This is a genomic window from Deinococcus aestuarii (genome assembly GCF_018863415.1).
In the GTDB taxonomy this organism is placed as follows: Bacteria; Deinococcota; Deinococci; order Deinococcales; family Deinococcaceae; genus Deinococcus; species Deinococcus aestuarii.
In genome coordinates, this window is the sequence record NZ_JAHKSN010000014.1 from 103,225 (window position 1) to 120,254 (window position 17,030).

General features: G+C 69.3%; 16 protein-coding genes and 1 pseudogene. 7 read left to right on the forward strand and 10 right to left on the reverse strand.

Features of this window, described 5'->3' with window-relative positions:
- Window positions 1-251 precede the first annotated feature (251 nt).
- The 7 genes from IC605_RS16275 to IC605_RS16305 all read right to left on the reverse strand — a co-directional run bounded on the left by IC605_RS16275 (window position 252) and on the right by IC605_RS16305 (window position 6,823).
- Window positions 252-1,940 (reverse strand): SulP family inorganic anion transporter, encoded by a 1,689-nt coding sequence (locus IC605_RS16275; protein WP_216326530.1) that lies wholly within the window; start codon window positions 1,938-1,940, stop codon window positions 252-254.
- A gap of 36 nt (window positions 1,941-1,976) precedes the next feature.
- A complete protein-coding gene (locus tag IC605_RS16280) occupies window positions 1,977-3,692 on the reverse strand; it encodes a sulfatase-like hydrolase/transferase (RefSeq protein ID WP_216326533.1) in 1,716 nt (571 codons plus the stop codon).
- Window positions 3,693-3,762: 70 nt separating this feature from the next.
- Complete coding sequence (locus tag IC605_RS16285; RefSeq protein ID WP_216326536.1) at window positions 3,763-4,620, reverse strand: bile acid:sodium symporter family protein; 858 nt, start codon at window positions 4,618-4,620, stop codon at window positions 3,763-3,765.
- Window positions 4,621-4,652: 32 nt separating this feature from the next.
- Window positions 4,653-4,946, reverse strand: a complete 294-nt coding sequence (locus tag IC605_RS16290) for a hypothetical protein (RefSeq protein WP_216326539.1) — start codon at window positions 4,944-4,946, stop codon at window positions 4,653-4,655.
- Window positions 4,947-4,967: 21 nt separating this feature from the next.
- Window positions 4,968-5,882, reverse strand: a complete 915-nt coding sequence (locus IC605_RS16295) for a formylglycine-generating enzyme family protein (protein WP_246580935.1) — start codon at window positions 5,880-5,882, stop codon at window positions 4,968-4,970.
- Between the two features lie 75 nt (window positions 5,883-5,957).
- Window positions 5,958-6,536 carry an HdeD family acid-resistance protein gene (locus IC605_RS16300; RefSeq protein ID WP_216326545.1) on the reverse strand — a complete coding sequence of 193 codons (579 nt, stop codon included), beginning with the start codon at window positions 6,534-6,536 and terminating at the stop codon, window positions 5,958-5,960.
- Window positions 6,533-6,823, reverse strand: coding sequence for an SDR family oxidoreductase (locus tag IC605_RS16305; protein WP_216326548.1), 291 nt, complete (start codon window positions 6,821-6,823; stop codon window positions 6,533-6,535). The genes IC605_RS16300 and IC605_RS16305 overlap by 4 nt, the downstream gene beginning before the upstream one ends.
- A gap of 254 nt (window positions 6,824-7,077) precedes the next feature.
- Here IC605_RS16305 and IC605_RS16310 point away from each other — a divergent pair, with 254 nt between their 5' ends.
- A complete protein-coding gene (locus tag IC605_RS16310) occupies window positions 7,078-7,302 on the forward strand; it encodes a hypothetical protein (protein WP_216326551.1) in 225 nt (74 codons plus the stop codon).
- Between the two features lie 130 nt (window positions 7,303-7,432).
- On the opposite strand, the gene IC605_RS16315 is transcribed toward IC605_RS16310, so the two are convergent.
- A complete protein-coding gene (locus tag IC605_RS16315) occupies window positions 7,433-7,672 on the reverse strand; it encodes a hypothetical protein (RefSeq protein WP_216326554.1) in 240 nt (79 codons plus the stop codon).
- 74 nt (window positions 7,673-7,746) lie between these two features.
- Here IC605_RS16315 and IC605_RS16320 point away from each other — a divergent pair, with 74 nt between their 5' ends.
- Complete coding sequence (locus IC605_RS16320; RefSeq protein WP_216326556.1) at window positions 7,747-8,595, forward strand: SMP-30/gluconolactonase/LRE family protein; 849 nt, start codon at window positions 7,747-7,749, stop codon at window positions 8,593-8,595.
- A gap of 28 nt (window positions 8,596-8,623) precedes the next feature.
- A complete protein-coding gene (locus IC605_RS16325) occupies window positions 8,624-10,045 on the forward strand; it encodes a glucose-6-phosphate dehydrogenase (RefSeq protein WP_216326560.1) in 1,422 nt (473 codons plus the stop codon).
- Between the two features lie 280 nt (window positions 10,046-10,325).
- Here the strand turns inward: IC605_RS16325 and IC605_RS16330 are convergent, their stop codons facing one another.
- Entirely contained in the window at window positions 10,326-11,321 is a 996-nt protein-coding gene (locus tag IC605_RS16330; RefSeq protein ID WP_216326562.1) for a LacI family DNA-binding transcriptional regulator, read from the reverse strand.
- Between the two features lie 424 nt (window positions 11,322-11,745).
- Between IC605_RS16330 and IC605_RS16335 the strand changes: the two genes are divergently transcribed.
- The 4 genes from IC605_RS16335 to IC605_RS16350 all read left to right on the forward strand — a co-directional run bounded on the left by IC605_RS16335 (window position 11,746) and on the right by IC605_RS16350 (window position 16,950).
- A complete protein-coding gene (locus IC605_RS16335) occupies window positions 11,746-12,585 on the forward strand; it encodes an SDR family NAD(P)-dependent oxidoreductase (RefSeq protein WP_216326565.1) in 840 nt (279 codons plus the stop codon).
- A gap of 2 nt (window positions 12,586-12,587) precedes the next feature.
- Window positions 12,588-14,015: a glucuronate isomerase gene (gene uxaC, locus IC605_RS16340; RefSeq protein ID WP_216326569.1), complete on the forward strand. Its 1,428-nt coding sequence runs from the start codon at window positions 12,588-12,590 to the stop codon at window positions 14,013-14,015.
- A 92-nt stretch (window positions 14,016-14,107) separates the two neighbouring features.
- Window positions 14,108-15,451, forward strand: coding sequence for an MFS transporter (locus tag IC605_RS16345; RefSeq protein ID WP_216326570.1), 1,344 nt, complete (start codon window positions 14,108-14,110; stop codon window positions 15,449-15,451).
- Between the two features lie 62 nt (window positions 15,452-15,513).
- On the forward strand, window positions 15,514-16,950 hold the full coding sequence (locus IC605_RS16350) for a glycoside hydrolase family 2 TIM barrel-domain containing protein (protein ID WP_216326572.1): 1,437 nt from the start codon (window positions 15,514-15,516) through the stop codon (window positions 16,948-16,950).
- Here the strand turns inward: IC605_RS16350 and IC605_RS16355 are convergent.
- Window positions 16,931-17,030: pseudogene (locus IC605_RS16355) on the reverse strand (IS5/IS1182 family transposase); the annotation flags it as partial. The gene IC605_RS16350 and the pseudogene IC605_RS16355 sit on opposite strands and share 20 nt — an antisense overlap.

Here is a 17,030-nt window from a genome sequence, read left to right on the forward strand (position 1 = left end):
CACCCCCCTCCCAGCCTCCGCCGCAAGGGGGGAGGAGCGAAAAGATCAGGTCTGGAACTCCGTACTTCCTGCTGCACATCAGGCGTCCCCAGGGGGAGGCCGGGACTCGTACAGCTCCGCGGGAGAGGGGGTGAACGGGCCGGGCATCCTCGGGAAATAGACCGACAAACCGCTGTAACCCTCCACCAGCCGACCTTCCCGGCGCACCGGACCGCTGAGGTCCAGCCGCCCACCCGGCTCCTCCGGACGCCTTAGTCCTTCCATGTCGCCACTTCGTCACGCGTCTCCACGTCTTCTCCGGACTGGCGAAGCCACTCGGCCGCCGCCGACACCGCCTCCCGCGTCGCACGCCCCAGAATGTTGCTCGCCGGGATGATGACGACCTCCTCGTCGAGATCGAACCGGCGGGCACGTTGGAGGCGGGCACTCATGGGCTCGTCCATGCCGACCAGGTAGAGGCGACCGCCCGCCTGGGCCAGGTTGTGCGCGTAGTCGTTCAGGACCTCGATCAGCGTGGACCCGATCTGGTAATTCCCGCGCAAGCGCACCACCACCACCGGGCGCTCGGCCCCGGCGGGGTCCGGCAACAGGTCGCCGAGGGTGCGGGCCGCCGCGAAAAAGAGGCTGCCGTAGACCTCGAGCACGGTGATGCTGCGGCCCGGCAGTCCCTTCGGCGGGTCCACGATGTGAATCTCGCCGTCCTCCTGCTGCACGAGCGCCCGCACCCTCACCGTCCGGGTCGCGGAATAGAAATTGAACACGATCGCCGCCACCACCCCGACCGCGACCGCCGCCGCCACCGAGACGACCAGCGTCGCTAGGAAGGTCACGACCAGCACCCAGCGGCCGGAACCGGCGGTGCGCCAGATGAAGCCGATGTCCGCGAAGCGGATCGCGCCGACCCCGGCCACGATCATCACGGCGGCGAGCACGGGCATGGGGACGAGGCTCACGAGGCCGGGCACCAGCAGGATGATCGCCAGCATGGACAGGCTGTGGAAGACGCCCGCCAGTCGGCTTTTCGCCCCGGCGCTGACGTTGAGTGCGGTCTGACCGACCGAGCCGCCGGTGGGCATCCCGGAGACCAGGCTCCCGGCGATGTTGGCCGCCCCCTGCGCGAACATGTCGCGGGAGGCGTCGACCCGGCTGCCGTCCGGGTTCCGGTAGCTCTGGCTGATCCCTGCGCCCTGAATGGCGACGACGACCGCGAGGGCGAACGCCGAGAAGATCAGGTTCGCCGAGAGCAGGCCGAGGTCCGGCAGCCCGAATGGCGGCAGGCCCCTCGGAATCGTGCTCACGTCGGACACGATCTGAACATCGGAAGGCCGCCACAACGCGACGACCACGGTCGGAATCGCCAGTCCGATGAGCGAGGAGACGTTGCTCAGCCGCGTCCGGGACAGCACCACGATGATGGCGAGCGCGAGGAGCCCGACGAGGGTGGACTGGAGGCTGATCTGGCCGAGATTCCGCAGCAGATCGAAGAATTCCCCGATGCTGGTCTGGCCTTCCGGGCTGTAGCCGACGAGTTGGGCAGACTGGTCGAAGACGAGGACGAGCGCCACGCCCGAGAGGAACGCGGTCATCACCGGGTAGGAGACGTAGCGCACCAGGCGTCCGGCCTTGAGGAGCCCGAAGAGGGCCAGGAAAGCGCCCGCGAGCGCGACGACGAGGAAGAGCGCCCCCGCCCGCTGGCCCCCCGAGTAGCCCGCGACCGCCTGGCTCGCGGTCAGGGCGGACGCGCCCGTCGTCGCCACCTGCATCATCTGCGAGCTGGCGAGGAGGCTCCCGACGGCCGGGGCGACGGTGATGGCGTACAGGCCGAAGACCGGGTTGACGCCCGCGAGCGCCGCCGTCGCCATGCTGGACGGAACGCTCGCCACGCCGTTGACCAGCCCGGCGACGAGATCGTTGGGGAGGGTGCGGAAATTGATGCTCATGGGGGCGGGACGGCTCCTCTTGTGGGTGTGCCCGGCTCAGTCATCCCCGCTCGCCGCCTGCTTGTACTTGATTTCCCGCGTGCCGAACATATTCAGGTCGAAGGGGCAGTTGTCCTCCTCAAGCTCGTGGTCGATCAGGGCACGCAGCTTGCCGAGCATCTCCTTGAGAAGCGCCGGGTCGTACTTCGGGTGGTCCAGGCTGCCGAGGTTTTCCATCTCGCCGGGGTCGTCGCGCAGGTCGTGCAGGGTCACGTCGCTGCGACCGTACAGCTCGTTGAGGTTGCCCGGTTGGGCGTACTCCTGCGGGCTGAACCAGCGCACCAGCTTGTAGCGCCCGTCCACGACCGCGCGGTAAAAGGTCCGGCGGCCGAAGTCGGGGGCACCGTACTCCTCACCCGCCCGTTTGAGGGCCGCGTCCGGTCCCCCCTCGAAGCCCGCGCCCCCTAGGTCCGTCACCAGGCCCGTCGCCCCGCTGCTATTCCACTCGGGGTCGAGCATGTTCAGGCCGTCCCAGGTCAGCAGCGCCCCGTCGCCGGGCTGCTCGGTGCTGCCGCGCGGCCCCGGCTGATCGGGGTGCAGAATCGCCCCGCGCAGCGAGCGGCCCCGGAGCTGCGGATACCGCGAGTGCCGCTCATCCTCGCCCAGCCCGGCGAAGTCGAGCAGCGTGGGCACGAGGTCCACATGCGAGCCGACCGAGCCCGTGCGCTGGCCCTGCGGCCCGCCCGGCACCACCGCCGTCATGTTGACGATGGCGGCCTCATCGTAGTGAATGGAGCCCTTCTGGTGCATCCCGTGGGCGCCGTTCATCTCGCCGTGGTCGCTGGTGTAGATGACGATGGTGTTCTCCCAGAGGTTCCGGCGGTCGAGCACGTCGAGAATCTTCTGGAATTCGAGGTCCACCCGCCGCATACAGTTGATGAGGTAGTTGCGCCGGGCCTTCCAGAGGTCGTCGCGGCCTTCGGGCGGCATCCCGTAGGTCACGCGGATGTTCTCCCGGTACGAACGCACGCCCATCGGCTGCTGCGCCAGGTCGTCGTGCAGGTTGGCGGGCAACTCGGGGTCCCAGTCCTTGAAGAAACCGAGTTTCTGCGCCGGGTGCAGCAACTGACGCATGCTCGGCCCGTCCTCCGAGAACTCGGCCTCCGCGTCCGAGGAGTAGAACATGATGTCGTGCGGGTTGACCATGCTGACGACCAGCAGCCACGGCCGGTCTATCCCCGGCGAGATGTTCTCCAGCCAGTCCACCGTCTCGAAGGCGACCGTGCCGTCCAGCATCTCGCCTTGCAGCGGCGAGCCGAACATGTCGCCCCACTCCTGATAGTCGGCAAAGCCGTAGGGCTCCAGCATCCCCGGCCCCGGCTTGGACTCGCTGAGGTGCCACTTGCCCTTGAAGGCCGTGTAGTACCCCTGCTCGCGCAGCATGGAACCCAGGGTCGGCACCTCCGGCGAGAGGCCCGTCGGAATCCAGGCGAAGTTGGTGTTGTCCCACAGCCCGACCTTCTTGGCGTGCTGCCCGGTCCACATCGTCGCGCGGGACGGCGTGCAGATGGGCACGGTGCAGTAATGGCGGTCGAAGGTGACGCCCTGATTCTGGAGCCGTTCAAGCGCGGGCAGTTCCACGCCTTCGGGCAACTTCATATGCACGTCCCACTGGTCGATGCACAGGACGAGGATGTTGGGCCGCTGCTGCCCGCCGCCCTGTCCGTTCTGGGGTTGTGCCTTCTGTCCGTTCCCGCCGTTATCGTTCGTCATCCGTTCCCTCCCCTGATTTCTCGCCGTGAGCCGCCTCACGAGATGGGTGATGGTTAAACCGACCTGTTGCTCAGGCTTGCTCGGTCTGGGCCTCGTTGTCGCGGCTGAGCCTGCGGGCGAGAAAGAGCAGCATGACGATGCCCAACGCGTTGGCGAGGGTCAGGATGACCAGCACGTTGGGATCGCTGAAGTTCTGGGTGGCGATGATCAGCCCGGCGGCGGTGTTGCGCTGCGCGGTGCCCAGGCCGCCCACGTCCTCGGTGTGGTCCTTGCCCTTGCCCAGCAGGTAGCCGATGGCGAACGCGACCAGCACGAAGACGATGCCGAGCAGAATGGCCCCCGTGCCCACGATGTTCAGCATGTTGGGCAGGTAGCCGATCAGGGTCGCGCCGAGCACCACGTACAGGGCGTAGTTCCCGATCTTGGCGGCCCACGGCTGAATCACCTTGGCGAACCCCTCCAGAAACTGCACCAGCAGCATCCCGACGGCGATGGGCAGCAGCAGTTGGAGGAAAAGCGCACGGGCGACCGCCCAGGCGTCCACGGACACGCCCTCCAGCACGAGGGGGAGCACCAGCGGCGCGTAGATCACCGTGCCCACCATCAGGAGCAGCATGGTCGCCGCGCCCAGGGCGATGTCGTGCTCGGACGCCTGGGTGAGCTTGATCAGGAAGGGCGCCCCGGCGCACAGGGCGAAGATCAGCAGGCCCGCTTCGAGCGCCGGGGGGAAGGCGAAGAAGTTCACCGCCAGGACCATCACCAGCGGGGCCAGGACGAAGTTCGCCAGCAGCATCTTGAGGACGAAGGGCCACTCCTTCCAGTACCGCACGATGTCGGACGGCTTCTGGGTCAGGCCGACGTTGAGCATGGTGGAGATCACGAAGATTGGCACGGCGAACCCGGCGAGACCTTGCAGAAACTCGAACATTCAGCACACTCCCTCGGCGGCTGGCCGGGGTCTCACGCCCGCCGCCTGACGTAACGGTCGCGGTTGGCGTAGCCCGTGCTGCCCCAGCCGCCGAGATCCAGCAGCACCGCCAGGATCAGCCACAGCCAGCCGAGCGGCGGCAACCCCAGCGGCGTCCACAGCAAGACATAGATCAAGGTGGTGAAGGGCAGGAAGATGATGCCGAGGATGGGGAGCAACCACGCCCCGCCGAACGCGGCGGTGAACAGGACGGGCCGGGCCAGCCAGATCAGCAGCACGGCCAGACGGGGGAATAGACCTCCAAAGATGCCGAACAGACAACCCATCCGTTCCTCCCCTGCCGGGCCTCACGTCGCCCGCACGACGCAGCGGAAACCGATATGACCCGTGGACGTGTCCACCGCCTCGCCCTGCCGGGCCGCCGGGCGGTAGCGCAGGCAGTAGCTCGGGGCGCACAGGTGCGAGCCGCCCTTGAGGACCCGGCGCGGGATGTGCGCGCCCGGTTCTCCGACGGCGTGGCTTCCCCCCGCCGAGTCCACCCGGGGATTGCGCGGAATGCAGCACGCCCCCCCCGCCTCGTCCGGGTGCCGGGGCGTCCAGAAGTCGCAGGTCCATTCCCAGACGTTGCCCGCCATGTCGGAGAGGCCGTAACCGTTGGGCGGGAAGCTGCACACGGGGGAAGTCCCTTCAAATCCATCCGTGCCGAGGTTCAGCCACGGAAACTCGCCCTGCCAGGTGTTCGCCATCGGTTGCCCGCCCGGCGCGAATTCTTCGCCCCAGACGTAGGTGGCGCCGTCCAGCCCGCCCCGCGCGGCGAACTCCCACTCGGCCTCGGTGGGGAGCGTCTTTCCCATCCAGGCCGCATACGCCTGCGCGTCCTCGTGGGCGAGGTGGACGGCGGGGTGGCGGTAGCGGCCGTTGAGGCCGCTGCCGGGGCCCTCCGGCTGCTTCCAGCTCGCGCCGGGCACGTAGGCCCACCAGCTCCCGGGGTCGCGCCGGTTGACGGGCCCCGCCGGGCGGCGGAACACCAGCGACCCGGGGACCAGCAGGGCCGGGTCGATGCCGGGATAGTCCTCGGGGTCGGGCACGCGCTCGGCCACGGTGACGTACCCGGTGGCCCGGACGAAACGGGCGAACTCGGCGTTCGTGACCGGGTGCTCGTCCATCCAGAAGCCGTCCACGTGGACGCGGTGGGCGGGGCGCTCCTCGGGGTAATGGCGGTCCGAGCCCATCCGGAAGGTGCCGCCGGGAATCCAGACCATGTGGGGGGAGGGAGGCGGAGCTTGGGGATGGTCACTCGGGAAGGTCATCGGTGTTCCTTTGCGGCAGGGACGGCGCTACAGGTTGCGCAGCCGCAGGCCCAGCACGATCAGCACGGTCCCCGCGAGCATGGCGTAGAAGCCGACGAGGTACGCGGTCGTGACGATCCCGGCGAGCGGATTGCGCAGCAGCAGCAGGCCCAGGATCACCAGCAGCAGGCCGCTGAGCCCGACGAGCCACTCGCCCGCGCCCGGCAGGTCAGCCCGCCAGCGGATCGCCGCGACGATCTCCAGCACCCCGCGCACCAGCGCCCACCCGGCGACCAGCCACAGCAGCGCCAGCACGGTCGCGCCGGGGTTGACGAAGGTGATGACCCCCGCGACGATCCCCAGCACGCCGCTGAGGATCAGGGGCCAGCGCACCCCGCCCGAGCGCGAGGAAAAGCCGCCGATCAGGGTGGCGATGCCGTCCACGAAGGCGTAGGCGCCGAACACGATGGCGAGCGACAGGAAGGCCGCCCCCGGCCAGATCAGCGCGAGGATGCCGAAGATCAGGGTCAGCACGCCGCGTGCCACCGTCCAGCCCCACGAGGACCGGGCGGCGGCACGCAGCGAGGAGGAGCGGGGGACGGGGCCGAGGTCGCTGTTCTGGGTCATGTCCGTTGCCTCCCGAAGGGGATTCCGTGCGCGGTCTGCCCACCGTCCACGACGAAGCCCTGCTCGGTGGCGAAGGAGGCCGGCGGCGAGCAGAGGAAGAGCACCATGCCGCTCATCTCCTCCGGCGGCGCGGCACGTTCGGCGGGCAGCTCCCGGGTGATCAGGGCGGCGCCAGACGGGCCGAGCAGCCCGGCCCGGTGCAGCGCCGAGACGGCGGCGAAATCCTCCTTCGCCCGCCTGGGGTCTTGAAAAGTCGCCAGATAACGAAACGGACGGGCGTCGGCCATCGTTCTTGCCCCTTCCTGAGCAGGCGGAGAGGAGGCGGGCAGGCGGGCAGAGGGGCGCGGGGTCCGTTCAGGGTGGGGGACGAAGCTGTCTGAAAAGTGAGAACCGAGAGAGGACATGCAAATCTGTAGCTTATGGTCCAGTCAGGTCGGACAGACACGGATTCGGGCGGAGGCGTGGGCCGGGCTGTGGTATATCCGACGGGGCAGGGCGGGCCGAGTCCAGAGACGCGGGGGCGTCGCCCGGAGGAATCGCTATGTGGAACACGCTGTCTATCGTCGCCGGTGTCCTCGCCGCCCTCGCGCTGCTGCTGGGGTTCATCCCCCTGCTGGGCTGGACGAACTGGTTTCTGACCCTGCCGCTCGCGATCCTGGGCCTGATCTTCGGCGCGGTGGGCCGGAGTCGGCAGGGCCAGATTCTCAACCTCGTGCTGATCGCCCTCGCGGCGCTGCGGCTGTTCCTGGGCGGTGGGGTGCTGTAGAGCGGGGTACACGAGGCCGTCACCCTGAGCCCCAGCCAAAGGTCCCGCAACCTGGGGACGCTTCGCCGGCGCTCTGCGTGACAGCCCTGCCAGTCGGCATCTGACCTCTTGCGGGTCTCTCCTCCGATCCTCACGACAGCTCGCGGTTCCCGCTCTCCGGCCACACCCACCCCACAAACAGCGGGACCAGCACGGCGAGGACCGTGGAGACCCCGCAGGCGAGACCCGGCCCGAGGTCGGCGGGCGGGGGGAAGGTGCGGACGACCTCCCAGTTCGCCACCCAGTTGCCCGCCGTGGGCAGAAGGGAAGCGAGCCAGCGGAGTCGGGGGGAGGGCGCGAACGTTTCGCCCCCGGCCCCGCGCCCCTTCATGAAGGGAACGCCCTCCCCCCCCGCCGTGACCCAGGGCTTACGCTGGGCGGCACCTGAACTTCTGGAGGTGTGGGATGCGAGCAGAACAGGTGACGGACCCGGTGGCCTACCACGCGGAGGGTCCGGTCTGGTCGGACCGCTGGGGGGGCCTGCGCTGGGTGGACATGCTCGCCGGGGACGTGCTGTCGCTGGGGGCGGACGGGACGGTGGGCCGCAAGCACGTCGGCAAGGTGGCGGCCGCCCTGCGCCCCCGCCGTGGGGGTGGGGCCGTGATCGGCGTGGAGCGGGGCTTCGCGCTGGAGGACGAGGGCGGCACGGTCACCCCGCTCCCGGAGGTCTGGACCGACCCCGGCCTCCGCATGAACGAGGGCGGCTGCGACCCTGACGGGCGGTTCTACTGCGGCTCGATGGCCTACGACCAGACGCCCGGGGCGGCGAGGCTCTACCGCCTGAACCCGGACGGCACGGTCGAGGTGGTGCTGGAGGGCGTCACCGTCTCCAACGGCCTGGAGTGGAGCCCGGACGGCACGCTGGCCTACTACAACGACACGGCGACCTTCCGGGTCAGCGTCTTCGACTACGACCGGGAAAAGGGCCTGACCGGTCGGCGGACCTTCGTGGACCTCACGGGTGAGGAGCTGCGGCCCGACGGCCTGACGGTAGACTCGCGGGGGGGCGTGTGGGTGGCCCTCGCAGGCGGCGGCGCGGTGCGGCACTACACGCCGGACGGCGCGTTGGCGGGCGTGATCGAGCTGCCCGCCAGGAAGGTCACGGCCTGCACCTTCGGCGGCCCGGAGCTGGAGACGCTGTTCATCACCACGTCGCGCGAGAACCTGGAGCCGGGGGAAGACCCGCTGGCCGGGTCCCTCTTCCGGGCCGAGGTCGGCGTGAAGGGCCAGCCCGCGCGTGAGTTCGACGGATAAGTGCCCGGATAGCGGAAGGGACCATTGCATGATCGGGAGACTGCTGCTGTTCGGCGCGACCGGCGACCTCGCGGGCCGCTTCCTGCTGCCCGCCCTGGCCGAGCTGCACGGCGCGGGCAAGCTCCCGGCCAACATTCAGGTGTTCGGCTCCGCAACGAACGACTGGAACGACGAGACGTTCCGGCAACGCGCCGCCGAGCAGCTTGAGGAGCACGCGGCCCGGGACGTGTCGGCGGCCTCGCGGGAGGCGGTGGTACGCTCGCTGCGCTACCGGCGGGTGGAATTCAACAATACGGAACAGGTCGCCGGAATCGTTGAGGAGGCCAGCGGCGGGGCGGACGGCGCCGAGCCCCAGCCCGTCGCGGCCTACCTGGCGCTGCCCGCCGCCGTGTTCGCCCCGGCGGTGCGCGCCCTGGGCCGGGTCGGTCTTCCCGAGGGCAGCCGGATCGTGCTGGAAAAGCCGTTCGGGGAGGACCTGGAGAGCGCGCAGGCCCTCAATGACCTGCTGCGGCGGGTCACCGGCGTCGCGGGGGAGGAGGCGATCTTCCGGGTCGATCACGCGCTGGGGATGGCGACGGTGCAGAACCTCCTGGCGGTGCGGCTCGCCAACCGGGTGCTGGAGCCCCTGTGGAACGCTGCGCATATCGAGCAGGTGGACCTCCTCTGGGAAGAAACCCTGGCCCTGGAAGGCCGCGCGTCCTACTACGACCGGGCGGGGGCCCTCAAGGACGTGATTCAGAACCACCTCTTTCAGGTCCTGTGCCTGCTGGCGATGGAGCCCCCCATCAGCCTGGGGGAACGCGACCTGCGCGACCGCAAGATGGACGTGCTGCGCTCGGTGCGCCCGCTGACCGGGGAAGACGTGCTGACGCGCACCCGCCGCGCCCGCTACACCGCCGGACGGCTCGCCGACACGGGTGGGGCGGACGGGAGCGAGGTCCCCGCCTACGCCGACGAGGCGGGGGTGGACCCCGCGCGCGGGACGGAGACCTACGCGCAGATCGTGCTGGAGATCGACAACTGGCGCTGGGCCGGGACCCGCTTCGTGTTGTGCGCGGGCAAGGCCCTGGCTGGGCGCCGCAAGGAGGCGGTGGTGCGCTTCCGGCCCGTCCCCCACCTGCCCTTCGACGAGGCCATGCCCCCCGGCAACGAGCTGCGGATCGGCCTGGACGGCCCCTATGACCTCGCCCTGCGGCTGACCGGACGCGCCGCCGGGCCGCCCTCCCACCTCGCGCCGCTGACCCTGGACGCCCAACTCCCCGCGCCCGAGCTGCCCGCCTACAGCCGGGTGCTGCTGGACGTGCTGACCGGCGACGGCACCCTCTCCATCCGGGGCGACGAGGCCGAGGAGTCCTGGCGGGTGTTGACGCCCGTCTTGCGGGCGTGGGCGGAGAACCGGGTGCCGCTGGAAGCCTACCCGGCGGGCTCGCCCGGTCCGCCGCCGCGCTGAGGGGAGCTGCCGAGCGACCTCCACGGTCTGACCCGCTCTCACAGCTCCTCGTGTGGGCGTGCGTCACACGCGAGGAGCACTGAAGGGCGGACGATGGAGCGAAAGCTACGGAAGGCGGAGCCGGGGAGGGCCCGGACGCGGGCACGGCCGACCCGGACGCCTGGGCGGGCGGGACCGAGCGGAGGGCCCCGTCACCGGCGTCTGGGCCAGAGTGGGCGGCACCGGCACCTTCCAGACTTGACCTGGGGTTCTCCCGCCGTCCCCACCGGGAACTGGAGGGTCAGGGACCGGGGCGGGTCGACCTCCGGACACGCAGCACGCCGAACCGCTGGGGCGGCGGGCCAGCCTGGGGGCAGTCGATCAGGCTGAGCAGCAGCCGGGCGGCGTCCTCCCCGAGCCCCTGGCTGGGAATCTCCATCAGGGTCAGGGGCGGGGACAGGTGGGGGGCCAGCGGGTGGTTCCCGAAGGCCGCCACGCCGATGTCCTCCGGAATCCGCAACCCCTGGGCGCCCAGGGCCGTCATCAGGCCGATGGCGATCAGGTCGTTGTAACAGACCGCGGCGTCCGGCATCTCCCGGCCCTGGTGGAGCTGGGCGCTGGCCTGCTCGCCGCCCGGCACGTCGGGGGACGTGACCCGGACCACCTGGGCCTCCAGCCCGGCCCGCGTCAGGGCGGCGCGGTAGCCCCGCTCGCGCCCGGCGTCCACCCAGAAGGGCGGGCCCGCCAGGTAACAGATGCGGCGGCGGCCCTGGGCGATCAGGTGACTCGTGAGCTGAAAGGCCGCCGTTTCCTCGGCGACGGTGACGGCCGGCAGCCCCGCCGCGGGACGGCCCACCGTGACGATGGGGCGCTCCGGGTCGTGCAGGGTCGCCAGCTCCTCGTCGCCCAGGCGGGAGCCCGCCAGGATCAAACCGTCGGTCCGGGCGCGCAGCGTTTCGATGAGCTGGCCCTCGCGCTGCGCACTTTCCTGGGCGTCCACCAGCAGCACCGCGTACCCGCGCTCCGCCGCCACCAGGCTGGCCCCCTTGACGAGGGCCGTGAAGTGCGGGTTGAGGAGATCGAGCAAGACGATTCCCAGCGCCCGCGTCCGGCCGGTGCTCAGGATCTGGGCGTGCAGGCTGGCCTGATAGCCGAGCTTGGAAACCGCTTCCCAAACCCGCTGTTCGGTCTCGGGCTGGAGCTTCTGGGTGCCGTTGACGACCTTCGAGACGGTGGAGCGGGCCACCCCAGCCTCCAGGGCCACGTCGGAAATCGTCGGTTTCTTGCGTTTGGTCATGACGGCCTCGGCTGGTGTGAGGTGGGACCGCACGGGCAACGCCGGCGGCTGTCTCGGGGTGGTCTGGGAAACTTTGACTCGTCTTCGATCCTCTTTTCGGTCATGCCACTCGACCCCACCACTTTAACGTCTGGACAACCGCTTGACAGCGGGAGCGGCTATAGCTCAATCTCTGGGAAACCGATTTCCAAAATCTGTCCGTCTCGCTGGGAGACGTCTTCCCCATCCCGCCGCCTTACGGTGGGGCCCCCTCTCTCCCAGCCACTCTCCGCAGCAGAGGTGGTATGCGTCTATTTTCCCCGTGCATCCGGGTTCTCTCTCCCACTGCGAGCGCCGCTCGGGCTGGGGCCGCACCCGGCGTCTTGCGGTCCACCCGCGTTCCGCACCACCGGCCGACGCCGCGTCTCCCCGGGGAGGTGGGGCGATGAGTCGAGGAGAAGCAGGGCCCCTGCACGGCCAGCGCGTCGTGGTGACGGGCGGCAGCGGCATCCTGGGCCGGGTGATGGCCCTGGCGCTGGCGGAGGACGGCGCGACCGTCCATGTGGGGGGCCGGAGCGCCGAGAGTTCCGAACGGGCCATCGCGGAGGTGCTGGAGGGACACCCCAACCGGGCCGACCTACAAGGCCGCCTGAAGCCCCTCGTGTTCGACGTGCTGGACCCGGCTTCGATGCACTCCGCCGCCGCCGAGGTGGACGCGGCGGGCGGGACCGACATCCTGATCAACGCCGCCGGGGGCAATGTGCCCAGCGCGTCCACCACGCCGGAGACCACCTTTTTCGACGTGGACCTGAAGGCGGTGGAGAGGGTGATCGACCTCAACCTGGTCGGCACGGTCGCCGCCACCCAGGCCTTCGCGCGGGGGATGTGCGAGCGCGGCCAGGGGGTCATCGTGAACGTCTCCAGCATGTCCGCCGTCCGGCCCCTCACCCGCGTGCTGGGGTACAGCGCCAGCAAGGCCGCCGTGGACAATTTCACCCAGTGGCTGGCCGTGAATCTGGCCCAGCAGTACGGGCGGGGCCTGCGGGTGAACGCGGTGGCGCCGGGCTTTTTCCTGACCGAGCAGAACCGTTACCTGATGCTGAATGAGGACGGCAGCCCCACGCCCCGCGCGCAGTCGGTCCTCGCACACACGCCGCAGGGCCGCTTCGGTGAGCCGGGCGACCTCGTGAGCACCCTGCGCTGGCTGGTGTCGCCGCACAGCGCCTTCGTGACCGGGATCGTCGTTCCCGTCGATGGCGGCTTCAGCGCCTTCGCGGGGGTCTGACCATGACCTCCCGTGACTGGAGTGTGCCCGAGGACTTCCTCTTCGGGCCGGACGCCCGCGTGCGCGACACGGCGCTGGACCTGTACCGCGAGGTCGAGGGCCTCGGGCTGGTCTGCCCCCACGGGCACGTGAGCCCCAGGCTGCTCGCCGACCCGGACGCACGCTTCGCCAACCCCACCGAACTGCTCGTCAAGGACGACCACTACCTCTTCCGCCTGCTGTACAGCCAGGGAGTGCCGCTGGAAGCGCTGGGCGTGGGGCAGGCCCCCGGCAGCTACGACCCGGTGAGGGCGTGGGAGGTGTTCTGCGCGCACTTCCACCTCTTCGACGGCACGCCCAGCGGGCTGTGGCTCCGCATCGAGTTGACGCGCCTGTTCGGGGTGAAGGAGAAGCCGGACGCCGACAACGCCCGCCGGGTCTACGACCAGATTCAGGGGTGCCTGGATACCCCGGACTTCACCCCCCGCGCCCTGTTCCGCCGTTTCGGCATCGAGGTCCTGGCGACCACCGACGCCGCCGAGGACAGCACCGAACCCCACCGGCAGGCGCAGGCGGACGGCTACCGGGTCATCCCCACCTTCCGCCCGGACGGCCTGCTGCAAATGAATCTCCCCGGCTGGAAGGGCAAGCTGGAGCGGCTCGAACAGGTCACGGGCCGCAGCATCGGCAGCTACCGCGAGTTGCTGGACGCCCTGCGGGAGCGGCGTCAGGCGTTCAAGGCGGCAGGCGCCACGGCCACTGACCACGGCGCGGCCAGCCCGGACATCTCCCCCCTCTCGGAACACGAGGCGGAGAGCCTGTTCGACCTCGCCCTGGGAGGCCGCCTCACACCCGAGCAGGCCCGCCGCCTGGAGGGGCACGCCCTGTTCGATCAGGCGCGGCTGAGTGCCGAGGCAGACGGCCTGGTGATGCAGCTTCACGTGGGCTCCACCCGCAACCACAACCGGGAGCTGTTCGAGAAGTACGGCCCGGACATGGGAGCCGACATTCCCCACCGGGTGAACTGGACTGGGGGCCTGCGACCCCTGCTGGACGCGTTCGGCAACCACACGGAGGGGCGTGAACTGCACGCCATCCTCTTCACCCTGGACGAGAGCACCTACAGCCGCGAACTCGCGCCGCTGGCCGGGCACTATCCCGGCCTGCGCCTCGGCCCGCCGTGGTGGTTCCACGACAGCGTGAGGGGGATCGAGCGGTATCTGGACGCCGTGACCGAGACGGCCACCCTGCACAACACCGCCGGGTTCAACGACGACACCCGCGCTTTCCCCAGCATCCCCGCCCGCCACGAGGTCTGGCGGCGCACGGTCTGCCATTGGCTGGCCGGGCAGGTGGGACGGGGCATCCTCGACCAGCCCGAAGCCTCGCGCCTCGCCCGGATGGCGGCGCGTGACCTGGCGGTGCGGGCGTATCGGCTCGACCTGAACTGAAGTGGTTCCCCCGCAGGTGCCCCCGGCCCTGCCCAAGGATGCGGCCCCCTCTCCCCCGCCCCCCGTTCACGCTTCACGTTCAGGAGGAAGCCATGACGACCATGTTGCCCGGCCAGACGCCCCAGCCTCCCCTCCCGCCCAGCCCGGAGGAGGCCATCCTGGAGGGCGCGCGCCGCAAGCGCGGCGCTTCGGTAGGTACACTGTCTCTCTTCAACGCCGTCGAAAACCAGGAGGGCAGTATGCTCGCCGTGTTGGGGCCGCTGGTCCGCAACGGCTTCGGCATCGGCCTGGCCGAGATCGGCGTGATCACCGCCCTGGGCCGCGCCGCCCGCATGATCTTCGGGCCGCTGTGGAGCATGATCGCCGACCGCTGGGGCCGCAAGGGCGTGCTGATCATCACGGCCTTCTGGGGCGTCTTCACGCTGGCGGCGGGCTTCGCGCAGAACTACCAGCAGTTCGTGCTGCTGTACGGCATCGGTCTGATCGGCACGGTGGCCGCCGAACCCATCAGCAACGGCATCCTGTCCGACCTGTACAAGGACAACGAGCGCGGCAAGGCGTTCGGCACCCTGCGTTCCGTGGGCGCGCTGCTGGGCTTGGTGGTCACGCCCATCCTCGGGCAACTGGGAAACATCCCCAACAACGAGGGCTGGCGCTACGGCATGTACATCATGGGCGGCATCGGCCTCCTGACCGGCGTGCTGGTGTGGCTTTTCGTGAAAGACCCCCGCGACTCCCTCAAGAAGGCGGGCCTGCGCCAGGGCAAGGAAGACCAGTTCCGCTTCGGCGACGTGCCCAAGATCCTGGGCATCCCCACCATGGCGCTTCTCGCCGTGCAACTGCTGTTCATCACCAGCCTGGTGCTGTTCGCCTTCATCATCTTCTACTTCACGGACGTGCGGAACTACAGCCCGACCGAGGCGACCTACCTGTACACCGTGTTCTTCGCGGGCTTCGGCATCAGCTCCTTCGTCGGCGGACTCATCGGCGACGCCTTCGTGAGGCGGATGGGCGACCGGGGCCGCATCGCCCTGATGCAGATTTACCTCGCCCTGTTCGCGCTGATGAGCTTCCTCGCCACGCAGATCGACTGGCCCAGCCGGGTGGTGGACTACGGGGTGTGGTTCGTGTTCGGACTGATCGGCTCCATCGGCTTTTCCGGCTGCGTCCTGCCGATGGTCTCCTCGGTCGTTCCCCCGCAGTACCGCTCGACCTCGTTCGCGCTGCTGTTCTCCTTCATCCAGGGCGGCATCTCAACCATCCTCTCGCTGTACATCGGCAGACTCGCCCAGGAATACGGCCTGCGCCCGGTGCTGCTGTGGTTGGTCACCGTGCCCTACGCCGTCAACGCCGTGTTCTGGTTCCTGTTCTACCGCACGTACCCCCGCGACAAGGCCCGCATGGACGCCCTGGTCAGGGCCACCGCCACCGACTGAACCCCCGAGGGAGGCGGGAGCCACGACCGCCTCTCTCCCCTCTTCCCGAAAGGAGAACCCCCATGCTGTACCCCGTCCAGAACGACAAGCGCAACCGCCTCGACCTCAGCGGCATCTGGGATTTCCAGACCGACCCGGACCACGTGGGCGAGACCGAGGGCTGGGCCCAGGGCTTGAGCGGTGAAATCCGCCCGATGGCCGTGCCCGGAAGCTGGAACGAGCAGTACGCCGACCTGTTCAATTACCTCGACCTCTCGTGGTACGTCCGCAAGACCTACGTGCCGAGGAGCTGGCAGGGCCAGCGCGTCATGATCCGCGTCGGCTCCGCACCGTACTACGCCGAGGTATACGTGAACGGCACCAAGGTCGGCTCGCACGAGGGCGGGCACCTGCCCTTCGAGTTCGACATCACCGATCAGGTGAAATGGGACGAGGAAAACACCGTCGCCGTCAGCGTGGAGAACAACCTCTCGCCCCAGCGGGTGCCGTCGGGCAACATGGATTCGGCCATCGGGGCCTTCGCGTCCTACCCCAAGACGACCTACGACTTCTTCCCCTTCGCGGGACTCCACCGCCCGGTGTGGCTGTACTCGGTGCCGCAGCGCCACATCCAGGACGTGAGGGTCGTGACCGACCTCCAGGGCTCGGACGGCGTAGTGAGGGTGAAGGTGAATGCGAATGCCGGGACGGGGCGCCTCGACCTCGGGGACGTGGGAGCCGACCTGTCCTTCGAGAACGGCGTGGCCGAGGCCGAACTGCGCGTCCCGAACGCCCGGTTCTGGTCGGACAAGGACCCCTTCCTGTACGACCTGCACGTCCGCACGGAGGACGACCACTACAGCCTCAAGGTGGGCATCCGCACCGTGGCGGTGGAGGGCGGGAAGATTCTGCTCAACGGCGAGCCCGTCAAGCTCAACGGCTTCGGGCGGCACGAGGACTTCATCGCCAGCGGCAAGGGGCTGAACCTGCCGCTGCTGGTCAAGGATTACCAACTGATGCGCTGGACGGGTGCGAACGCCTACCGCACCAGCCACTACCCTTACTCCGAAGAGGAGATGATGCTCGCCGACCAGGAGGGCTTCCTGATCATCGACGAGATTCCCGCCGTCTCGCTGAACTTCGAGAACGAGGAGAACGTCGCCGCCCGGCTGAGGATGTGCCAGCAGCAGATCGACGAGCTGGTCGCCCGCGACAAGAACCACCCCTCGGTGGTGATGTGGTGCGTGGCGAACGAGCCCATGCCCGGAAACCTGAAACTCGCCGGGGCGGGCACGAAAGAGGACTACCAGAACGACCCCACCGCCGAGCGCGGCGAGGTCTTCCTGAACACGCTGGTGCGGCAGGCCAAGGACCTCGATTCCACCCGCCCTGTCACCATCGTCGGCCTGATGGGTGGCCCGACCGCCTGGCTCGCCGAGACGGACGTGATCTGCATCAACCGCTACTGGGGCTGGTACGTCCTAGAGGCTGGGCAAAGCCCTATCCAAAAAATGGCTTGATTTTCGCCAGCATCAGAACGCAAGCGGCAACAAAGTGAAAGCCGATCAGAGTAGAGGACAAGCGTTCTAAATCTCGTCCC

Coding starts and splice junctions, on each gene's coding strand:
- IC605_RS16275 (WP_216326530.1), bottom strand. CDS start 1,940: ATGAGCATCAATTTCCGCACCCTCCCCAACGATCTCGTCGCCGGGCTG.
- IC605_RS16280 (WP_216326533.1), bottom strand. CDS start 3,692: ATGACGAACGATAACGGCGGGAACGGACAGAAGGCACAACCCCAGAAC.
- IC605_RS16285 (WP_216326536.1), bottom strand. CDS start 4,620: ATGTTCGAGTTTCTGCAAGGTCTCGCCGGGTTCGCCGTGCCAATCTTC.
- IC605_RS16290 (WP_216326539.1), bottom strand. CDS start 4,946: ATGGGTTGTCTGTTCGGCATCTTTGGAGGTCTATTCCCCCGTCTGGCC.
- IC605_RS16295 (WP_246580935.1), bottom strand. CDS start 5,882: ATGGTCTGGATTCCCGGCGGCACCTTCCGGATGGGCTCGGACCGCCAT.
- IC605_RS16300 (WP_216326545.1), bottom strand. CDS start 6,536: ATGACCCAGAACAGCGACCTCGGCCCCGTCCCCCGCTCCTCCTCGCTG.
- IC605_RS16305 (WP_216326548.1), bottom strand. CDS start 6,823: ATGGCCGACGCCCGTCCGTTTCGTTATCTGGCGACTTTTCAAGACCCC.
- IC605_RS16310 (WP_216326551.1), top strand. CDS start 7,078: ATGTGGAACACGCTGTCTATCGTCGCCGGTGTCCTCGCCGCCCTCGCG.
- IC605_RS16315 (WP_216326554.1), bottom strand. CDS start 7,672: ATGAAGGGGCGCGGGGCCGGGGGCGAAACGTTCGCGCCCTCCCCCCGA.
- IC605_RS16320 (WP_216326556.1), top strand. CDS start 7,747: ATGCGAGCAGAACAGGTGACGGACCCGGTGGCCTACCACGCGGAGGGT.
- IC605_RS16325 (WP_216326560.1), top strand. CDS start 8,624: ATGATCGGGAGACTGCTGCTGTTCGGCGCGACCGGCGACCTCGCGGGC.
- IC605_RS16330 (WP_216326562.1), bottom strand. CDS start 11,321: ATGACCAAACGCAAGAAACCGACGATTTCCGACGTGGCCCTGGAGGCT.
- IC605_RS16335 (WP_216326565.1), top strand. CDS start 11,746: ATGAGTCGAGGAGAAGCAGGGCCCCTGCACGGCCAGCGCGTCGTGGTG.
- uxaC (WP_216326569.1), top strand. CDS start 12,588: ATGACCTCCCGTGACTGGAGTGTGCCCGAGGACTTCCTCTTCGGGCCG.
- IC605_RS16345 (WP_216326570.1), top strand. CDS start 14,108: ATGACGACCATGTTGCCCGGCCAGACGCCCCAGCCTCCCCTCCCGCCC.
- IC605_RS16350 (WP_216326572.1), top strand. CDS start 15,514: ATGCTGTACCCCGTCCAGAACGACAAGCGCAACCGCCTCGACCTCAGC.